At 41.5% G+C, this 16572-nt stretch carries 21 protein-coding genes; 13 read left to right on the top strand and 8 right to left on the bottom strand.

What is annotated here, in order from left to right:
* Positions 1–4 precede the first annotated feature (4 nt).
* The gene (locus tag ACZZZW_RS11010; protein ID WP_055903338.1) at positions 5–364 is read left to right on the top strand and encodes an SPW repeat domain-containing protein; all 360 of its coding nucleotides are present in this window, start codon (positions 5–7) and stop codon (positions 362–364) included.
* Between the two features lie 80 nt (positions 365–444).
* The gene (locus ACZZZW_RS11005; RefSeq protein ID WP_463493347.1) at positions 445–2625 is read left to right on the top strand and encodes a hypothetical protein; all 2181 of its coding nucleotides are present in this window, start codon (positions 445–447) and stop codon (positions 2623–2625) included.
* 517 nt (positions 2626–3142) lie between these two features.
* Here the strand turns inward: ACZZZW_RS11005 and ACZZZW_RS11000 are convergent.
* The gene (locus ACZZZW_RS11000; RefSeq protein WP_463493345.1) at positions 3143–4207 is read right to left on the bottom strand and encodes a zinc-dependent alcohol dehydrogenase; all 1065 of its coding nucleotides are present in this window, start codon (positions 4205–4207) and stop codon (positions 3143–3145) included.
* A gap of 54 nt (positions 4208–4261) precedes the next feature.
* Positions 4262–5017 (bottom strand): SDR family oxidoreductase, encoded by a 756-nt coding sequence (locus tag ACZZZW_RS10995; protein ID WP_463493343.1) that lies wholly within the window; start codon positions 5015–5017, stop codon positions 4262–4264.
* Between the two features lie 299 nt (positions 5018–5316).
* Between ACZZZW_RS10995 and ACZZZW_RS10990 the strand changes: the two genes are divergently transcribed.
* Positions 5317–6009: a DUF421 domain-containing protein gene (locus ACZZZW_RS10990; protein WP_463493341.1), complete on the top strand. Its 693-nt coding sequence runs from the start codon at positions 5317–5319 to the stop codon at positions 6007–6009.
* 2 nt (positions 6010–6011) lie between these two features.
* Positions 6012–6719, top strand: a complete 708-nt coding sequence (locus ACZZZW_RS10985; protein ID WP_463493339.1) for a DUF421 domain-containing protein — start codon at positions 6012–6014, stop codon at positions 6717–6719.
* Positions 6720–7077: 358 nt separating this feature from the next.
* On the opposite strand, the gene ACZZZW_RS10980 is transcribed toward ACZZZW_RS10985, so the two are convergent.
* Complete coding sequence (locus ACZZZW_RS10980; protein ID WP_463493337.1) at positions 7078–7254, bottom strand: hypothetical protein; 177 nt, start codon at positions 7252–7254, stop codon at positions 7078–7080.
* A 196-nt stretch (positions 7255–7450) separates the two neighbouring features.
* Here ACZZZW_RS10980 and ACZZZW_RS10975 point away from each other — a divergent pair, with 196 nt between their 5' ends.
* The 5 genes from ACZZZW_RS10975 to ACZZZW_RS10955 all read left to right on the top strand — a co-directional run bounded on the left by ACZZZW_RS10975 (position 7451) and on the right by ACZZZW_RS10955 (position 10533).
* Positions 7451–7972: a DUF4142 domain-containing protein gene (locus tag ACZZZW_RS10975; RefSeq protein ID WP_463493335.1), complete on the top strand. Its 522-nt coding sequence runs from the start codon at positions 7451–7453 to the stop codon at positions 7970–7972.
* Positions 7973–8017: 45 nt separating this feature from the next.
* Positions 8018–8209: a hypothetical protein gene (locus ACZZZW_RS10970; protein ID WP_463493333.1), complete on the top strand. Its 192-nt coding sequence runs from the start codon at positions 8018–8020 to the stop codon at positions 8207–8209.
* Entirely contained in the window at positions 8202–8417 is a 216-nt protein-coding gene (locus tag ACZZZW_RS10965; protein ID WP_463493331.1) for a hypothetical protein, read from the top strand. Before ACZZZW_RS10970 ends, ACZZZW_RS10965 begins: the two co-directional genes overlap by 8 nt.
* Before the next feature lie 477 nt (positions 8418–8894).
* A complete protein-coding gene (locus ACZZZW_RS10960) occupies positions 8895–10046 on the top strand; it encodes a zinc-dependent alcohol dehydrogenase (RefSeq protein ID WP_055903310.1) in 1152 nt (383 codons plus the stop codon).
* A 4-nt stretch (positions 10047–10050) separates the two neighbouring features.
* Positions 10051–10533: a hypothetical protein gene (locus tag ACZZZW_RS10955; protein WP_463493328.1), complete on the top strand. Its 483-nt coding sequence runs from the start codon at positions 10051–10053 to the stop codon at positions 10531–10533.
* Positions 10534–10640: 107 nt separating this feature from the next.
* Here ACZZZW_RS10955 and ACZZZW_RS10950 read toward each other — a convergent pair whose 3' ends face one another.
* From ACZZZW_RS10950 to ACZZZW_RS10935, 4 genes are all read right to left on the bottom strand, one after another.
* A complete protein-coding gene (locus tag ACZZZW_RS10950) occupies positions 10641–10853 on the bottom strand; it encodes a hypothetical protein (protein WP_463493326.1) in 213 nt (70 codons plus the stop codon).
* A gap of 56 nt (positions 10854–10909) precedes the next feature.
* The gene (locus tag ACZZZW_RS10945; RefSeq protein WP_157255318.1) at positions 10910–11128 is read right to left on the bottom strand and encodes a hypothetical protein; all 219 of its coding nucleotides are present in this window, start codon (positions 11126–11128) and stop codon (positions 10910–10912) included.
* A 159-nt stretch (positions 11129–11287) separates the two neighbouring features.
* Positions 11288–11554, bottom strand: a complete 267-nt coding sequence (locus ACZZZW_RS10940; protein ID WP_463493324.1) for a hypothetical protein — start codon at positions 11552–11554, stop codon at positions 11288–11290.
* A gap of 95 nt (positions 11555–11649) precedes the next feature.
* Positions 11650–11874 carry a hypothetical protein gene (locus tag ACZZZW_RS10935; protein WP_463493322.1) on the bottom strand — a complete coding sequence of 75 codons (225 nt, stop codon included), beginning with the start codon at positions 11872–11874 and terminating at the stop codon, positions 11650–11652.
* Positions 11875–12239: 365 nt separating this feature from the next.
* Here ACZZZW_RS10935 and ACZZZW_RS10930 point away from each other — a divergent pair, with 365 nt between their 5' ends.
* On the top strand, positions 12240–12437 hold the full coding sequence (locus ACZZZW_RS10930) for a hypothetical protein (RefSeq protein WP_463493320.1): 198 nt from the start codon (positions 12240–12242) through the stop codon (positions 12435–12437).
* Between the two features lie 70 nt (positions 12438–12507).
* On the opposite strand, the gene glgX is transcribed toward ACZZZW_RS10930, so the two are convergent.
* A complete protein-coding gene (gene glgX / locus ACZZZW_RS10925) occupies positions 12508–14625 on the bottom strand; it encodes a glycogen debranching protein GlgX (protein ID WP_463493318.1) in 2118 nt (705 codons plus the stop codon).
* A 254-nt stretch (positions 14626–14879) separates the two neighbouring features.
* Between glgX and ACZZZW_RS10920 the strand changes: the two genes are divergently transcribed.
* From ACZZZW_RS10920 to ACZZZW_RS10910, 3 genes are all read left to right on the top strand, one after another.
* A complete protein-coding gene (locus ACZZZW_RS10920; protein ID WP_055903305.1) occupies positions 14880–15131 on the top strand; it encodes a hypothetical protein in 252 nt (83 codons plus the stop codon).
* A gap of 570 nt (positions 15132–15701) precedes the next feature.
* On the top strand, positions 15702–16025 hold the full coding sequence (locus tag ACZZZW_RS10915) for a hypothetical protein (RefSeq protein ID WP_463493316.1): 324 nt from the start codon (positions 15702–15704) through the stop codon (positions 16023–16025).
* A 9-nt stretch (positions 16026–16034) separates the two neighbouring features.
* On the top strand, positions 16035–16496 hold the full coding sequence (locus ACZZZW_RS10910; protein ID WP_463493314.1) for a DUF4385 domain-containing protein: 462 nt from the start codon (positions 16035–16037) through the stop codon (positions 16494–16496).
* Positions 16497–16572: the final 76 nt, after the last annotated feature.

Raw genomic sequence — 16572 nt, 5'->3', positions numbered from 1 at the left:
AAGCATGAAAAGAATATCAAGAAAAACACATGGAATAATTGATTACCTATGGGCCGCAGTGATAATTTCTGCCCCGTTTATTTTAGGTTTCATTAACGTTATGCCAGCCGCAATGTGTTTTTTTATTGCGGCACTCATTGTGATTCTCCAATCTCTTTTCACCAACTATGAACTTGGCATGTGGAAAAAGCTGCCAATGGCATTTCATCTTGATATGGATGTTGTTTTAGGATTTACCTTAGCAATTTCACCCTGGCTTTTTGGCTTTTATCAGCAAATTTTTTGGCCGCATGTAGTTATGGGTGCCTTTTCGATAGTGGCCGGATTAACCACAAACAGCAACTCCCTGATTAAAGATATTTGATACCGCCAAAAACATGAGCCAGCAATAAGAAGAGCCGGTTGTTTTTCAATTATAAAAATTAGTTTTTATTATATACCTATATGAAACCAATTTCCATCTGGGCAGCAAATGCCCAAACAGAGCTTAAATCGTTAGCACCAGTTGCCGAAATTTCTAAATCGCTTCAGCTTAATGCTTATTTATCAAGCGATACACTTTGGCTGGTAAAAGAAAGGCCAGATGGAAACCGGATAGCTTTCCGCACGGCTTTCTCACCCTCCGGAAAATTAGAAATTAAGAAAATCCACCATGATGAAGGTGAAACTACGGTGAGCCTTGCCTGCTCAACAATAGTTTTCCAGGTAACCATTCAGCACGAAGCAGGAAATGAATTTTTCCACTATACTGTTATGGCAACACCAAAGGCACCCCTATTTATTCCATACTGGCCAAGAGATATTATCTGTTTCGATGATAAAGGTAAGATCAAACAACGGGGAACAATTCATACCCAGCAGAGGGGAACCCGTTCCGGAATACTTTTTTTTAACGATGGCACTTCTGGCTCTGTATTTTATTTTCAAAACCTAACCGCTATTAACGGTTACTGCGAAACGGCAAAATGCAGTGCAGGTGGTGCTGTAGGCGGAGAATGGCCTGAAATTGGCTTCGCTTTACCTGCAACAACTGCGCCTTTGGAAAAAGGTAAAAGCTACTGCTTTAGTGACGGTTTTGTAAGCCTATCCGATCAACTCCCTGCTTCGCCTGCCGAAATTGCAATGTTATATCTTGATCAGTTAGCCGAAACCTACATCAAAATTCCAAGGCCTGAGCGCTTTTACCACGACTGGCTTGATACTGTGGAAAAAGGCCTTGAAGATTTGACTTACCACAAAGGCTGTTGGACATTTGCCGGAGGACATAGCTATCTTAACGCTTATGTTGCTGATTATAAAACGCCGCCCGAGGTAATGGTTCAACTTGCAGTATTGCTCCCGATGCTCGATTACCTGGATTGGAAAGGGGAAAGCACTCACCAACTGGTAACCGACTTAAGGGATGGGCTTGAGGCATTTTACCAAAAAGATATGGGAACAATTGTGAGGTGGCTCCCATCTGCCGAAAAAAATCTTGATCATTCTGAAGAACAGAAAAAGCCGCGGGTAATGGACGCCTGGTATTTGCACCATCCATTAATGAACCTTGCCCGCTTGAGCACCCGTGGAGATGAAAATGCAAAAAAAATGCTGCTCAATTCCATTGATTATGCAGTTAAGGTGGCCCATAAATTTAATTACCAGTGGCCGGTATTTTATCAGATGGATACTCTTGATATTATAAAAGCAGAAACTGCTGAAGGAGCTGGAGGTGAAAAAGACGTTCCGGGTACATTTGCTGATTTAATGCTGAGAATGTGGAAAATAACAGGAGATAAAAAGTTTTTTGAGGAAGCAAAAAAATCAGCAGCTAAATTAAAAGGCCTGAGCTTCGAAGTGTTTTATCAGGCCAATAACACTGCGTTTTCTGCCGGAGCCATGCTCAGGTTATATAAAGAAACCCAAGATAAAACTTTCCTTGAGCTGAGTTACATATGTTTAGCAGCAATTTTTGATAATGTACAACTTTGGGAATGTGATTATGGGAACGCTAAACATTTTCCAACATTTTTTGGGGTTTTCCCATTGAGAGATGCTCCTTATACCGCGGCTTATGAAGAGCAGGAGGTATATTCTGCCCTTCATGATTACCTGAAAGAAGCAGAAGGCATAGAAATCCTTCCATCGGTAAGGTTGTTAATTGCAGAGTTCATCAGGCACATGATGGGCCGTGTGGCGCATTATTATCCTACCATGCTGAAAGAAGAAGCAGTGGCTAAAGAAAGTAAAACAGGTGAAATTGACCGCAGGTTATGGATTGCCCTTGAAGACCTGCACGATGGCTGGGAGCAATCTGGAGAGGTAGGGCAGGAAGTATATGGAGCAGGGATAGCATTTGGCGTAATCCCTAATCAGTATTTTAAAGTTAAAAATGAATCTTTTATTATTTTCTGTGATTATCCGATAGCCAACTTTAAATGTAAAGCAAATGCAGCCACTTTAACCACTGGTGGAGACGAAAGGCTAAATTGCAGGATGATTATTTTATTCCAGGGGGGAGATAGACCTAAAAATTTAGAGGTAAAATCTGTAGAGAGAAAAGAAAAATACAATGCTGTTAAAAACAACCCTGATCTTATTGAATATAACATCGCAGGGAATCAAAAAGTGAACATTACTTGGTAGGTTTTAGCAATGTTGATGCACGAAATATGTTTTCTTAAATGGTAGCGTAGTCGAAAGATTTTCACCACGGATTTACACTGAGAGCAGTTTTTGCCACGGAAACACAGAAAGCACGGAATAATTTTTTAGTACTTCGTCATCCCCGCGTATGCGGGGATCCTAATGCTATGAATAGTAAAATTTCAAACCAAGTTGATAAGTGATGTGCAAATTATGGCTTGTTATTTTCTTAAAATCAATCTGAGTGACAAGATTTTAAAGAAATGAATATCCTAACGGTATCGTCATTGCGAGAAGGCTTTTTCAGCCGACGAAGCAATCTTACAACGATAGCTATTAGCCTGTACTTTAGGATTGCTTCGTACCTCGCAATTACGACCCCTTTACTGAAGCCCTGTCAATGGTAATATAGTTGAAGACCCTTTGTTTAATTTACCAAATAGAAATTTAAGGCCATATAAGCTCTTTGGCAAAATGATCTTTCGACTCCGTAACGATTAACATGCTCCAAAATATTTTATACCGTTAGTGCCACAAATACTGCCCCGGTTTCTTTTTTGTTCTGAGCGGTTTCGAAAGCTTCATTAATCTGATCCAGTGAAAACGAGTGGGTAATCATTTTTTTCGCATTAATTTTACCTTTGGCCAAAAGATCAAGGCAAACCGCCATTTCCGGATAGATATCCCAAAAGCCATAACTTGCACTTGGAATAATGGTAATGCCTGATTTTTGCAGCTGCTGCCAATCCATTTCTATGCTGGTGTTACCAGCTTCAAAACCACCCACTACGATTACTTTACCCCCTATGCGGGTGAACGAAACGGCCTGAGGAAGGGTAATCGGCATTGAAGGCCCTCCGGCACATTCAAATGTAATATCTGCTCCCCTCCCATTTGTAAATGCCTTCAGTCGCTCTAGTCCATCTTCATTTTCTGTATTTACCACTTCATCCGCACCAAGTTCTTTAGCAAGTTGCAGTGCACTGGGTACAATATCGAAAAGAATTACATCTGCACCTGATGCTTTTGCAAGCTGAAGTTGTGCCAGTCCTATCGGCCCACCACCAATAACCGCCACCTTATCGTTAATATGCAAGCCGCTTAACTGTTGTGCGTGTAAACTAACCGAGAAAGTATCAAGAAGGGTAGCTTCCTCATCGCTTACATGATCGGGCAGTAGATGAAACTTCGTTGCCGGCCCAATAAGGTATTCGGCAAAAGCCCTGGAAATGGTTTCCATCCTCACTTTATATAAATTTGGACACAGGTTATATTGTTGAATGCGGCACCAATCGCAATCGCCATCACCCAAAAGGGTTTCAACTACTACTCTATCGCCTGGTTTTACATTTTTTACGGCAGGGCCCACCTCCACTACTTCGGCGGCAAGCTCGTGCCCCATAATTTTACATTCCAGGTCGGGTTCGTGTTTTTTCCAATGCCGAAGATCTGTTCCACATATACCAGAAACTTTAATCCGTGCCAGCACCCAGTCTGGCGCAGGTATTTCTACCCGGTCTACTTCCTGAACCTGAAAGGTTCCATCCGGCTTTTTTAACGCCGCTTTCATTTTATTGCTCATGCTGTCAAATTATAATTGAATATTCATTAGCTAATTGCTTATTAAGTAAATACCCTAAATAATCTGCATCGTTGGACGGATCTTCAGATTAACCACATCAGATGCTGGCGGTTGCGCAATACAGAAAGCAATGGCCCATGCAATATCTTCTGCGCGGAGCATTTCTTGATTTTTTATCTGTTCTTGTTTTTCCTCCTGGCTGGCCTCCTGCATATCGGTATCAACTGCACCAGGTTCTATAAGAGAAATTTTTATGCCGAGTGGGTTCACTTCTTTACTCAGCGACTCTGAAAACCCCTGTATTGCGGCCTTAGTGGCAACATAAACAGAGCTACTTTCTTCCCTTACATCAGCACTCATGGAGCCGATATTAATAATCTGGCCGGAGCCCTGTTCCTTAAACCTTACAATTGCCTCTTTGCTACAGGCCATGTAAGCCAATAAATTGGTATCGAGGATATATTGCCAGTCTTCGTAGCCTCCCTCGAGTATACTTCCATAGCCCAGGGCAGCATTGTTAATCAATATATCCAGTTTGCCAAGCTGTTCATCGGCTTCTTTAAAAAGTTGCGCTACACCATCCTCGCTTGAGAGATCAACCGCAATACCAAAACTGTTTAGCCTGTTTCTTGCCGAAATTGCCTGGAGCGTTTCGTCTATTTGCTCCTGATGACGGCCACAGATGATGCACTGGGCACCCAACGAGCCAAGTAAAATTGCTGCCGCTCTCCCAATGCCTGTGCTGCCACCGGTGATCATAATTTTTTTGCCTAAAAAGGCACTGCTGAAATACGAATTAAAATCTTCCATAGCTTTTATTTAATTGTTTAATTTCTGCTGATTGATCAGCTATATTAATAACCTACCCTCAGGATGGTTTGTTGAGGTAGAAACTACGTGTTTGCTTGTAGCGAAATACCGTAATCATAATAATCACCTAAACTTAATACAGCTATTTTTGATGAAAAGCTACTACCCGTTGAAATACGGGGACCTTTATGCTGTAAGTACGCATTTTCTTCTTCAATAAAACTGAACCTCAGCAAGCAATGTTGAGCATTTAACTAGCTCAATTAAAAGGTATAACTCATACCTGATTTAAATTAAACATGAAAAAAGAAGAGATACATTGGGGTGACTGGCACCGGATTTTTATAGGTACAGCACCCATAGAATTTTTACTGGAAGTTTTAATCAGAACAATTATTATTTATTTGTTTCTATTGATTACGCTCAGGCTAATGGGCAAAAGAATGGGCGGTCAGTTAACCATTTCCGAGCTGGCCGTAATGCTTACGCTCGGTGCAATTGTATCTGTGCCTATGCAAATACCCGATAAGGGCCTGCTACAGGGAATCCTGGTGCTTTTTTGTGCTTTTGCCTTTCAAAGAGGCATTACCTACCTGGCTTCGAAAAACCATAAAATTGAGCTCATTACCCAGGGAAGCGAATCGTTATTGGTTAAGGATGGGGTAATGCTTGCTGCCAAACTTGATAGCATGAAAATATCCCGCGAGCAATTGCGTGCAGTACTAAGAAATCAAAATATATACAACCTGGGCGAAGTACAAAGGCTTTACCTGGAAGCTTGTGGTATTTTCTCTGTTTTTAAATATGATGAGGCAAAACCTGGCTTAAGCCTGCTCCCCCCTGCTGATGAGAATGCGGCACAAGAATTTAATGTAATTAAAGAATCCAGCATTTGCCAGGAATGTGGAAATCCTGCCCCTGAATCAGATACAGAAAAAGAATGTAAAAATTGCCACGCCGTTAATTGGGGCCAGGCTGTAATTGCGAAATAATTATGAAAGAATACGAAATTAAACTGTCTGATATTCAACGCATCCTCCTTGGTGAAGTTCCTTTTCATTTTTTTATCGAGGTAATTCTCCGTACAGCTTTTATTTACCTCATCCTCATGGTATCAATGCGGCTGATGGGCAAACGGATGTCATCTCAACTCAGCCGTAATGAGATGGCGGCGGTAGCCTCACTTGCAGCAGCTGTGGGGGTGCCGTTAATGAATCCTGACAGAGGCCTGCTCCCAGCGGTGGTAATCGCTATGGTAATTATCACGCTCCAGATCTTAATTGCCAAAATTGCGACAAAGAATAAAAAGTTCGAATCATTAACGCAGGATAAATACAATATGCTGGTTAAAGATGGTGTGCTTAATTACAAAGCCATGATGCTTACGCGTATTACCAGGGATAGGGTACTTTCGCAACTTCGATCAGGAGGAATTAGCCACCTTGGCATGGTTAAGCGTTTGTACTTTGAAGCTGGAGGATCTTTTAGCTTACTTAAAAAAACTGAGCCTGTGCCGGGGCTATCTTCCATTCCGGAATGGGACAGGGAAATGTCTGATAAAATACATCGGCAAAGCACACAGCAGGTGTGTAAATTTTGCGGTAACTACCATACGGGGCCTGCAAACAAAAAATGCGAAAACTGTGGAAAAAACTCCTGGGTATATGCGGTAAGTAACGTCAATAATCCTGCAAACAAATAACATGTAGGATATTGCGCTAACCCGAAAAACAATTTTTAACCATAATGATATAGCTAATGAAGGATGCTAATAAGCGGGCCCTCAGTTATGAGGAGAAACGAAAGTCGGTACAGACTTCCCCTATCGTTTGGACACATGTTTGGTTTGGGTATTTATGCGTTTTGCCAACGGATGCAAATAAAACAAGGGTTTTGCCTAAAGGCACCTCAAACCCCAGTGGCCACATTATTAAATGAATAAAACCACACTAACATTCGTTCTTAACAAGTGCTTAAATAGCGTTAATATATTGTCGTTTTAAACGATAGGTGATGCAATGCTTATTAAAAAACGGGCATTAGCTTAAAACATCAAGTTATTAATAATGATTCTTAGCTGCCCACGGCAGGAAGGTTTCAAAGTAACTTTGATTAGTCGCTGCCCACGGCAGGAAGGTTTCAAAGTAACTTTGATTTGTCGCTGCCCACGGCAGGAAGGTTTCAAAGTAACTATGATTGGTCGCTGCCCACGGCAGGGAGGTTTCAAAGTAAATCATGCTTGCGTTCGTTTTCAACGCCTGCATCAATAGCTTTACGATGCTATTATTATAAACCAATCACATTTCACAACACATACTTCTACGAATAAATACGGAAGCAAATTCAGGGATTTATCAGCTTCTTTCGGGTATTTCACCCCTAAACCAGCACATTAAAAAAATGGTTTTCATTAGAAACAAAAGATAAGAAATTATGAAAACACTAAAAACATTAATGATGGTAGCACTTACCATATTGAGCTTACAAGGCTGTAAAAAGGACGACGACGAAAATTACACGATGGACAACCAGTCGTTTGTAACCCAGGCTTCGAGCAGTAACAGTTTTGAGATACAGGCAGGTGCAATAGCCACTCAAAAGGGGCAAAATGCTGCGGTAAAGCATTATGGCGAGCACATGACAACAGATCATACCTCCGTAGGAAATGAAATGAAATCGCTAGCAGCAGCAAAAGGATGGAATGTACCAAATGCTTTGCAACCTAAAGAACAGGCAAATCTTGATAAACTTAACAGCGTAGATCCATCATTATTTGATAGGGAGTTTATGAAAATTATGGTTGCTTCCCATCAAGATGCGATTGCACTTTTCTCTAATGCAGCAGGCGATATGGGCGTTTATGATGCAGACCTTAGGGCATTTGCCGCTGCCAAACTGCCTTCACTGCAAACCCACCTGCAAGAAGCCGTGAATTTACAGGCCCAAATAAAATAGCCTTACAACTTAACAAAATACATTAACCACATTAGCAAAGGCAAAATGACTGACAACGAAAAAGCAAAACATGGGCTCGAAGATGAACCTTTAGGCAATGAAGATCAGCAAGCGGAAAACGGGCCACAATCTTTTGAAGATAAGCGACCTGCTGATCCTGATATCCCAAAAGGAGATAGCATCGATACAGATACCAGCCGTAACCCTACCGATTGGGAAAAAGAGCCGGATGAATAAAAGTTATACCATGAAAGATAACAGCAAAAATAATAACCTGAAAAAACAAGGGGAAGTAAACAGCGATCTTTCACTTGAGCAAGAGATTATTAAAACACTTGAGAAAAAAAATAAACAGATTGAAGGCGGAGTAGAACAACTGTACAACAATGTTAGCAAAGGAAAAACATCAGGCGGATTTGATAAGTGGTCGGTTTCATGGCCATAGTAAAACCCAGTCCCATGGTCTGTATCCCACAAACAATTAATTAATTCAAAATATGGTCTCCAATACCATGGTCTGTATCCTCACAGATGATATTTCCAGTCCCATGGTCTGTGTCCTCACAGACCATTCATTAATTCAAAATGTAATTAGTGGACACACAGACCATGGCATAATGGGTGAAAAGTCCCAATACCATGGTCTGTGTCCTCACAGACCATTAAATAAAATGGTGATTAGTGGAGATACAGACCATGGCATAATGGGTGAAAAGTTTGTTATTCCATGCAGAAACATCCCTCACCTGTAAATATTTGAATGATCATTGTCGTATTTAGCAAGCAATCTCAATAATTTCAAACCTGTTGCTAAAAACCAATGTTCTAATTAAGTAACACAATACTTTTTCTCAATTAACCCCTTAAAATGGTGTAGTAACCAACAGAAAATTATCATTTACTTAAATTAAATTTTAAAATTATGTTAGCAATGAACTACCGCGGCCCTTACCGGGTACGTACCGTTGAGCGGCCAATGCCTGAAATCCTTCATCCGGAAGATGCGATTGTACGGGTTACAAGGACTTGCATCTGTGGCTCAGATCTTCATCTTTACCATGGCATGGTACCCGATACACGCATAGGCTCTACTTTTGGGCACGAATTTACCGGTATAATAGAAGAAGTTGGCCCTTTAGTAACCAATGTCAAAGTTGGCGATCAGGTATTGGTACCTTTTAATATTGCCTGTGGAAAATGTAATTTCTGCAAGCAGGGCCTTTACGGAAACTGCCACGAATCCAATACCATGGCCACCGCTGTGGGAGGTATTTTTGGTTACTCGCACACTGCCGGTGGCTTTGATGGCGGGCAGGCAGAATATGTAAGGGTGCCCTATGCAAATGTTGGTCCAACTGTAATTCCTCCTGATATGGACCCTGATGATGCCGTGTTGTTAACAGACGTGGTTCCAACAGGTTACCAGGCAGCAGAAATGGGCGGCATAAAAGAAGGCGATACGGTTGTGGTTTTCGGCGCAGGCCCAATAGGCATTATGGCTGCAAGGTGCGCATGGTTTTTTGGTCCTTCAAGGGTAATCATTATCGACCATGTAGACTACCGCCTCGAGTTTGCAAAAAATTATGCAAAGTGCGAAGCTTACAACTTTAAATCAATGGCCGATCCTGTTGTTTTCCTTAAAAAAATTACTGATTGGTATGGAGCCGATGTATGTATTGATTGTGTAGGCTGCGAAGCAGAAGGAAACACGCTACAAACCTTTACCGGTAAAGTAACCCTAATGCAAGCCGGAACAGCAACTGCGCTGCAATGGGCAATAAACTCAGTTAAAAAAGGAGGAATTGTATCTGTAGTTGGCGTTTATGGCCCACCATTTAATTATGTTCCAATTGGCAACATCCTTAACAAAGGAATTACGCTGAGGGCAAACCAGGCATCAGTTAAAAGGCTTTTGCCACGCTTGATCGATCACGTTCAATCTGGAAGGCTTAACCCTAAAGGCCTGATTACCCATAGAGTGCCGCTCGAAGAAATTTCGGAAGCTTACCGGATTTTTTCATCCAAGTTAGATGAATGTATTAAAACTGTACTTATCCCATCAACTAAACCTTAATGTTATGAACAATCAAAATCAAGATTACAAAAATATTCCGGGATGGGGAATGGATATCGATCCAGATAACGAACCCACCTATCCCATTAAAAACTACACCGGAGACGACCATAACCGGAGCAATTACGAAAAATCAGCGCAGCAGCCTATAACCGTTGAGCTGCTAAAATCTACTGAGCGGCCTCAGCCCAGCGTAGTATTCGGAACCTCCGCACCACCATCAGGACTTAGCGGAGCAATACGCAGGTATGCTTTTAAACACAGTGAAGACAGGTACCGCCACTGGATACCCTTAATTTTAGCCGATCGTGTAAACGCCTGGGAAGGAATTATTGATGACTTTAAAAAAGGTACAATTCCAAATATTATTAAAGAGAGGGGCTGGAAATCAGAATTCAGGCATAACCCTGTAGGTATGATCGGCAAGGTAGCACTTGCCCTCACCGTAGGTACACTGGTAATAAATCATTTTTGCAAAAGAAAATAAAAAAAGAACCTGCCTTGGTATTAAGTACCAGGGCAGGTTCAATTTATTCACAGTTATCAATTTACTTTGTTTTACAATTGCTTCAATTGCAATAAAGGCATTATATATTACTCCCCATCACGCGGGCCTGGGTAAGCACCAGGATCAGTACCGTGCTGCTCTTCCTCATCTATGTCTTCAGCCGAACGGTTGTTTCGCAATTCTTTTATGGCATCATCTTGTCCTGCCCCTTTTATTATATCTTCTGAAGGTGGCCTTACAGGTGTGAGTGATTCGTTTTCTGATGCCTCTTTTAAATCATTACTATTACTATTTTCCATAATCTTATTTATTTATTGGGCTGCATACCTGGTTTGCAACCAATTGCAACCCCTTTTTAATTCTTATGCGGAGGGCTCCCCATTATTGTACTATCTTCAGTTGTTCCCTTCATGCTTTTTGCACTACCATCAGCTCCAAAAGAATCAAGCCTGCTACTATCCTGAGCAGTAGAATCAGCACCTGTTGATTTGCTGTTCTTTTCTGTCTGATCAGAGTGGCAGCCCGCACTGGCCATCAATGCAGCCGTTACTAAAGCAAAAATATATTTTCTCATAAACTTTAAATTAAAACAAAATGAATCTTTTAATACCTCTCGATTAAATTTTGAGCCGGGGTACATTACACAAAAATAACGTCAGCAAGGCAATATTTGCTTTGCTGACGTGATGTTGCCCGACTCAAATCAGCCGGTTTTGGTAACCTTCAGGGCTGGTTAACCCAACCCGGGATTTCCTGTGCCTTCATCAATGTCGAGCTCGCTCGCATCAGATTCCTCATCTTCCAGCGTGTTATCAGTACCTTCTGTATTTTCTAAATCATCTGATGATTCATCTGGAGATTGTTCGTTACCAGATTGTCCCCCAAGCGTACCGCTTTCCTGGGTATCATCATTGCCAATGTCCTGTCCGGCATTCTGTTCTGTGCCACCGTCTTGTCCAATTTCTGTTTCTTCCGGGGTTGATTGATTTTCCTGTACCATTTTCTTATCATTTAAGTTTAAAATTTAAGCCAGTGCTTTGGTAAAAAGGGGGTAACGCATTGCTGTAGCTGTACCCAACGCGCAACCCATCATTTCTATTGTTGTGCCTGCTGTGTGCCTGCACTTCCGTGCTTGGTAGTATCAGTAGTTGTGGTATCAGTGCTTGTAGTTGTGCTATCCTGCATAGGATCGGTAGCACTCATAGAGCTCATTGAAGTATCATTAGCACTAGAATCGCTACCTGATGAGCGTTTTTCTGAATTGCAGGCCATTAATACTGAAATTAATGCAGCTGCCACGAATAATATTTGCTTTTTCATATCTGATAAATTGTTTTAATAAAAATCCTTTACCCAATCAAAAAGTTTTGTTTAAAGGTGCAATGCTGCCAAAACAGGGGTTAACCGCAGGCTTGCCGGGGTATTTATCCCCATTAAATCAGGTAAAAGAAACATCAGGTACATGCTAATACCCCTCCCATTAAACAATTGCCTAAAATTTGGCGGTATAGTAAACTTACAACATCAAAAAAGATTGACTTACATTGATTTATTTAAGATTACTACCATTATGAGCGGTGATTTACAACATTAATAAAGAATAAACACGGTTAATAAGTTGCTGCAAAACGATGGCGAAAACATAAGTGTTTTTAGTAGAAAAGCTTTGATACTCTGTATTTAAGATGCAACAAAATGTTTTCCCCAGGTTTAATGAACACCTTACCGGTAACATTTCGCATAAATACCAGTTAAAAATGCCACCCAAGGCTGCTGATACAACCGGATCTATTTATAAACCCATGGATGAAGGGCGCGGAGTGGATGATGGTGTAAATGAGCGTTTAAAAGAAAACAAGAAATTAAGAAAGCAGAAAGATTAAACACCCTGTATTTGTTTAAGCTTATTTGCTCAAAATAGATTTACTCACTTATTTAACATTCAAGACAGATTTATTCTGCCCTGAATATTAATATACTATTTTCTTCTACAGGTACAGTTTCTTCAGCTGCGTACCTCGGCTTTAATGTTTTGGTATCCCCTGTCGAAACCACCAGCTCCCAACTCTTGCTAAACCGGCTTTCAGGAAGCTTAAATTCCGAAGTAGCAAAACCTGCATTAAAAATAAGGAGGAAATGATAATCAGAAACCTCGTTCCCATGTTCATCCGTTCCCTGAATTCCTTCGCCATGCAGAAAAATGCCCAGGCACTTCTGGTGTTCATCATACCATTTCTGCTCATCCATAAATTTGCCATTACCGGCAAACCAGGCTACATCTAAAAGCCCGTCAGAATCTATCCGGTCGCCAACAATCCATTCCCTCCTTCTCAGGCTCGGATGCTGAAGCCTTAATGCGATTAACTTGCGGGTAAAGGCTACCAGCTCAGCATCCATATTAGCCCAATTTAACCACGAAATTTCATTGTCCTGGCAATAGGCATTGTTATTTCCTTTCTGCGTTTTGCCCATTTCATCTCCGGCAGTAATCATCGGTACGCCCTGGGAGAGTAAAAGTGTAGCCAAAAAATTCCGCTTCTGTTTATCCCGGAGGTAATTGATCTGCACATCGGCTGTAACACCTTCTGCCCCACAATTCCACGAATGGTTATGCTGTTCGCCATCCTGATTATCTTCGCCATTGGCCTCGTTATGCTTTTCATTATAACTCACCAGGTCATTCAGTGTAAAGCCATCGTGTGCAGTAATAAAATTTATACTGGCTGTTGGCCTTCGGTACTCCTGCATGTATAAATCAGGGCTACCCATAAAGCGCTCGGCAAACGCACCAACCATGCCCTCGTCTCCTTTCCAAAACCTGCGCATGGTATCGCGGTATTTTCCGTTCCATTCGGCCCAGCCCGGCGGAAATTTACCTACCTGGTATCCCCCTTCCCCAACATCCCAGGGCTCAGCAATCAGTTTTACCTGCGAAATAACAGGGTCTTGGTGGATGATATCAAAAAAAGCTCCCAGCCTGTCCACTTCATGCAGCCCCCTGGCCAGTGTTGATGCCAAATCGAACCGGAAACCATCTACATGCATTTCCTTTACCCAGTAGCGGAGGCTATCCATAATAAACCTCAACACCGAAGGCATCCTAGTATTAAGCGTGTTCCCAGTACCCGTATAATCGGTATAATAGCGTTTATTGTCTTGCTCCAACCGGTAATAACTCTCATTGTCAATCCCTTTAAAAGAAAGTGTTGGCCCTAGTTCATTTCCTTCAGCGGTATGGTTATAAACTACATCCAATAGTACTTCAAGCCCGTTTCTATGCAGTTCTTTTACCATATCCCTAAATTCATTTACCTGCCCGCCCCGGCCATCTGATGAACTGTATTTTTCGTGGGGAGCAAAAAACCCGATGGTATTGTATCCCCAGTAGTTACTCAGGCCACGGTCTTGCAAATGCCCGTCGGATATAAACTCATGTACCGGCATCAGCTCAACTGCGGTAATACCAAGCGATTTTAAATATTTTATGCTTTCCGGATGTGCAATGCCAGCAAAAGTACCACGCAACTCTTCGGGGATTAATGGATTGAGCTCACTAAAGCCCTTAACATGCAACTCATAAATAACCGTTTGATGGTAAGAAATGTCAGGAGGAGTATCATCTTCCCAATCATAAGCCAGGTTTACCACTACCGATCGGGGTACATAGGCTGCACTATCAAGGTCAGAAAAACCAAGGTCCTTATCTTCTCCATCAATATCATATCCAAATACCGCTTTGTTCCAGGTTAAGCCGCAGCAAATGGCCTTGGCATATGGATCGATCAGCAACTTATTCGGGTTAAACCGTTTTCCTTCAGCAGGGAGGTAAGGTCCGTGTACGCGGTAGCCATAAAGCTGGCCCGGCAAAACCTCATTTACAAAGCAATGAAAAACATGGTGGTCGCGGTCTACAAGCTCTATCCTTCCCGTTTCGTTTCCATCATTATCATATAAACAAAGTTCAACCTTTTCTGCACTCTCGGCAAAAAGCGAAAAATTAGTACCCTTGCCCGTCCAGGTAGCACCCAGAGGAAATGGTTTTCCAGGTTTGATTGAATATTTATTTTCCATAAGCCAATATCTCTAGCTTAAACACCTTACTTTTCGGCCCAGTTTTGCCGCATTTGCCTTTTTATTAAAAACCGTAACTGTGTCGGGTATTTATACTGGATTATAAAAATGCTTGATCTTATGCTAAACGGAACCGATAGATAGAAAAAATAAACCATTTAGTTTTGGAAGTGTTGCTCAGATATAACCAATAGCTTAAGCATAATGCCATTTATGTTTAAGCTGATAATAAGGCATATAAAACAGTAGTTGATATGAAAATTTGGGAGAGCATAATTATAGAGTCTATCAGGGGCGAGCGGGTTCTGGTGCTGCTTTGCCAAAGCTTATCAGAGCAAGAACGTCTCCATCAGTACCTTATGATCGACGCTTTTGAGTTTAAAAAGAAAATTGCCGAAAGCAAACCCGAAATAGATTTCCTTTCTACAGGCCAGCTGGATGATAATGGGGATATTAACTGGAGAGATGATTTGATCGACTTACCCAAATGGTACGATTTAAACTGAGGGAATTTTAAATAACATAAGAAAAAGCGTGTTTATGTTATTTAATGCTCAACATGGACTGCTTGTTACTTGTATCTCCTAAAGCAGTTAAAATGTTATTATATTGATGTTTGATTTTGTGGTCGGTGTGTGGTCTGTGTCCCCACGGAGGACTTTACTAACTCAAGTTTTGTGGTCTGTGGGGACACAGACCACGGAGTGCTTTACATAGGGACACAGATTACGGTGCGATTTTATACTTCAACCTTGTGGTGTGTAGGGTCACAGACCATGGAGTGATTTGCATAGGGACACAGATTACGGAGAGATTTAATACTTCAACCTTGTGGTCTGTGGAGACACAGACCATGGAGTGATTTGCATAGGGACACAGATTACGGAGAGATTTAATACTTCAACCTTGTGGTCTGTGGAGACACAGACCATGGGGTGCTTTTACATGGGGACACAGACCACGGAGTGGGAGCAATTCACTACTATGCACTTACAGCTAATTTACCCAAGCAAGCTGCCCAAAACCAAACTTTAGCCTTTCTTAAATGTTAAATATTAAAACTAATTAATGGAGTTATGACAGAAGAACAAAAAACCGAAGCGATAAAATTAGTAAAACAAGGCCTTGAAACCATCCAGGCCCGTGAGTATAGAGAAATTGCCGAGATTCCTACAGAAGGCAAACAAAACTTCGAAGTAAAGTACAGCTTTGTTAACGAAGGCGTAGAAGGCATTTTTAATATTACCGGGGATGGAACTGAAGGAGAAGGTGCAGTCACTTTAATGAGCGAATTTACAGATGATCCGCTCAATTCAATTTCTGATTTAACCAAAGAGCAGGTAAACACTGATTTAAGAAGTGCACAGGAGTTTGTGAATAAAAATTTAAACATGGCATAACCAACAACCATGGATAAGCCGAGCTACCTGAACTTCGACATTGCAAAATACGCGTGGAAGCCGGATATAGATTATAGCAAACACCCCGAAATGTATCGGGTTGGCAAAGGCGAACAGGGCGTTTTAATCTGTGAGCCCTATAAATCGGAAATCGGGCAGTTTTGGCGTTTTAAAACACCCGAAATTGCGCTAAAAAGTAGTGAGAAGATTTATGCACTTTTTATAAAATACCTTAAAGCAAATGATTTTGTGGGTGCAGATATGGCCCGCAAATACCTCCAAATGGGCTATACCCGGGCACGGCGGTATGCAAATTATAAAAGAGGTAAAAAGTACGATAAAGATAACGGCTATATAGCGCTTGATCGTGGTACCGGAGATGAGAATAAAGCTATATCGGCCTCTATATTTTGGAAAAAATGGAAACAGGCAGAGGCAAATGAAAAATATGCCAGTCAGAAAAAACAGTGATCGAGTAAGAAGCAGGGAATTAGTTTCCCTGCTGTCTCCTCACACCACCGTACGTACCGTTCGGTATACGGCGGTT

Source organism: Pedobacter sp. AC379 (genome assembly GCF_979258145.1).
This window is presented reverse-complemented; position numbering and strand designations above follow the sequence as displayed.

Coding starts and splice junctions, on each gene's coding strand:
- ACZZZW_RS10970 (WP_463493333.1), top strand. CDS start 8,018: ATGACTGACAACGAAAAAGCAAAACATGGGCTCGAAGATGAACCTTTA.
- ACZZZW_RS10965 (WP_463493331.1), top strand. CDS start 8,202: ATGAATAAAAGTTATACCATGAAAGATAACAGCAAAAATAATAACCTG.
- ACZZZW_RS10960 (WP_055903310.1), top strand. CDS start 8,895: ATGTTAGCAATGAACTACCGCGGCCCTTACCGGGTACGTACCGTTGAG.
- ACZZZW_RS10955 (WP_463493328.1), top strand. CDS start 10,051: ATGAACAATCAAAATCAAGATTACAAAAATATTCCGGGATGGGGAATG.
- ACZZZW_RS10930 (WP_463493320.1), top strand. CDS start 12,240: ATGCAACAAAATGTTTTCCCCAGGTTTAATGAACACCTTACCGGTAAC.
- ACZZZW_RS10980 (WP_463493337.1), bottom strand. CDS start 7,254: ATGATTTACTTTGAAACCTCCCTGCCGTGGGCAGCGACCAATCATAGT.
- ACZZZW_RS10940 (WP_463493324.1), bottom strand. CDS start 11,554: ATGGTACAGGAAAATCAATCAACCCCGGAAGAAACAGAAATTGGACAA.
- ACZZZW_RS10915 (WP_463493316.1), top strand. CDS start 15,702: ATGACAGAAGAACAAAAAACCGAAGCGATAAAATTAGTAAAACAAGGC.
- ACZZZW_RS10920 (WP_055903305.1), top strand. CDS start 14,880: ATGAAAATTTGGGAGAGCATAATTATAGAGTCTATCAGGGGCGAGCGG.
- ACZZZW_RS11000 (WP_463493345.1), bottom strand. CDS start 4,207: ATGAGCAATAAAATGAAAGCGGCGTTAAAAAAGCCGGATGGAACCTTT.
- ACZZZW_RS10950 (WP_463493326.1), bottom strand. CDS start 10,853: ATGGAAAATAGTAATAGTAATGATTTAAAAGAGGCATCAGAAAACGAA.
- glgX (WP_463493318.1), bottom strand. CDS start 14,625: ATGGAAAATAAATATTCAATCAAACCTGGAAAACCATTTCCTCTGGGT.
- ACZZZW_RS10985 (WP_463493339.1), top strand. CDS start 6,012: ATGAAAGAATACGAAATTAAACTGTCTGATATTCAACGCATCCTCCTT.
- ACZZZW_RS11005 (WP_463493347.1), top strand. CDS start 445: ATGAAACCAATTTCCATCTGGGCAGCAAATGCCCAAACAGAGCTTAAA.
- ACZZZW_RS10935 (WP_463493322.1), bottom strand. CDS start 11,874: ATGAAAAAGCAAATATTATTCGTGGCAGCTGCATTAATTTCAGTATTA.
- ACZZZW_RS10945 (WP_157255318.1), bottom strand. CDS start 11,128: ATGAGAAAATATATTTTTGCTTTAGTAACGGCTGCATTGATGGCCAGT.
- ACZZZW_RS10910 (WP_463493314.1), top strand. CDS start 16,035: ATGGATAAGCCGAGCTACCTGAACTTCGACATTGCAAAATACGCGTGG.
- ACZZZW_RS10975 (WP_463493335.1), top strand. CDS start 7,451: ATGAAAACACTAAAAACATTAATGATGGTAGCACTTACCATATTGAGC.
- ACZZZW_RS10990 (WP_463493341.1), top strand. CDS start 5,317: ATGAAAAAAGAAGAGATACATTGGGGTGACTGGCACCGGATTTTTATA.
- ACZZZW_RS10995 (WP_463493343.1), bottom strand. CDS start 5,017: ATGGAAGATTTTAATTCGTATTTCAGCAGTGCCTTTTTAGGCAAAAAA.
- ACZZZW_RS11010 (WP_055903338.1), top strand. CDS start 5: ATGAAAAGAATATCAAGAAAAACACATGGAATAATTGATTACCTATGG.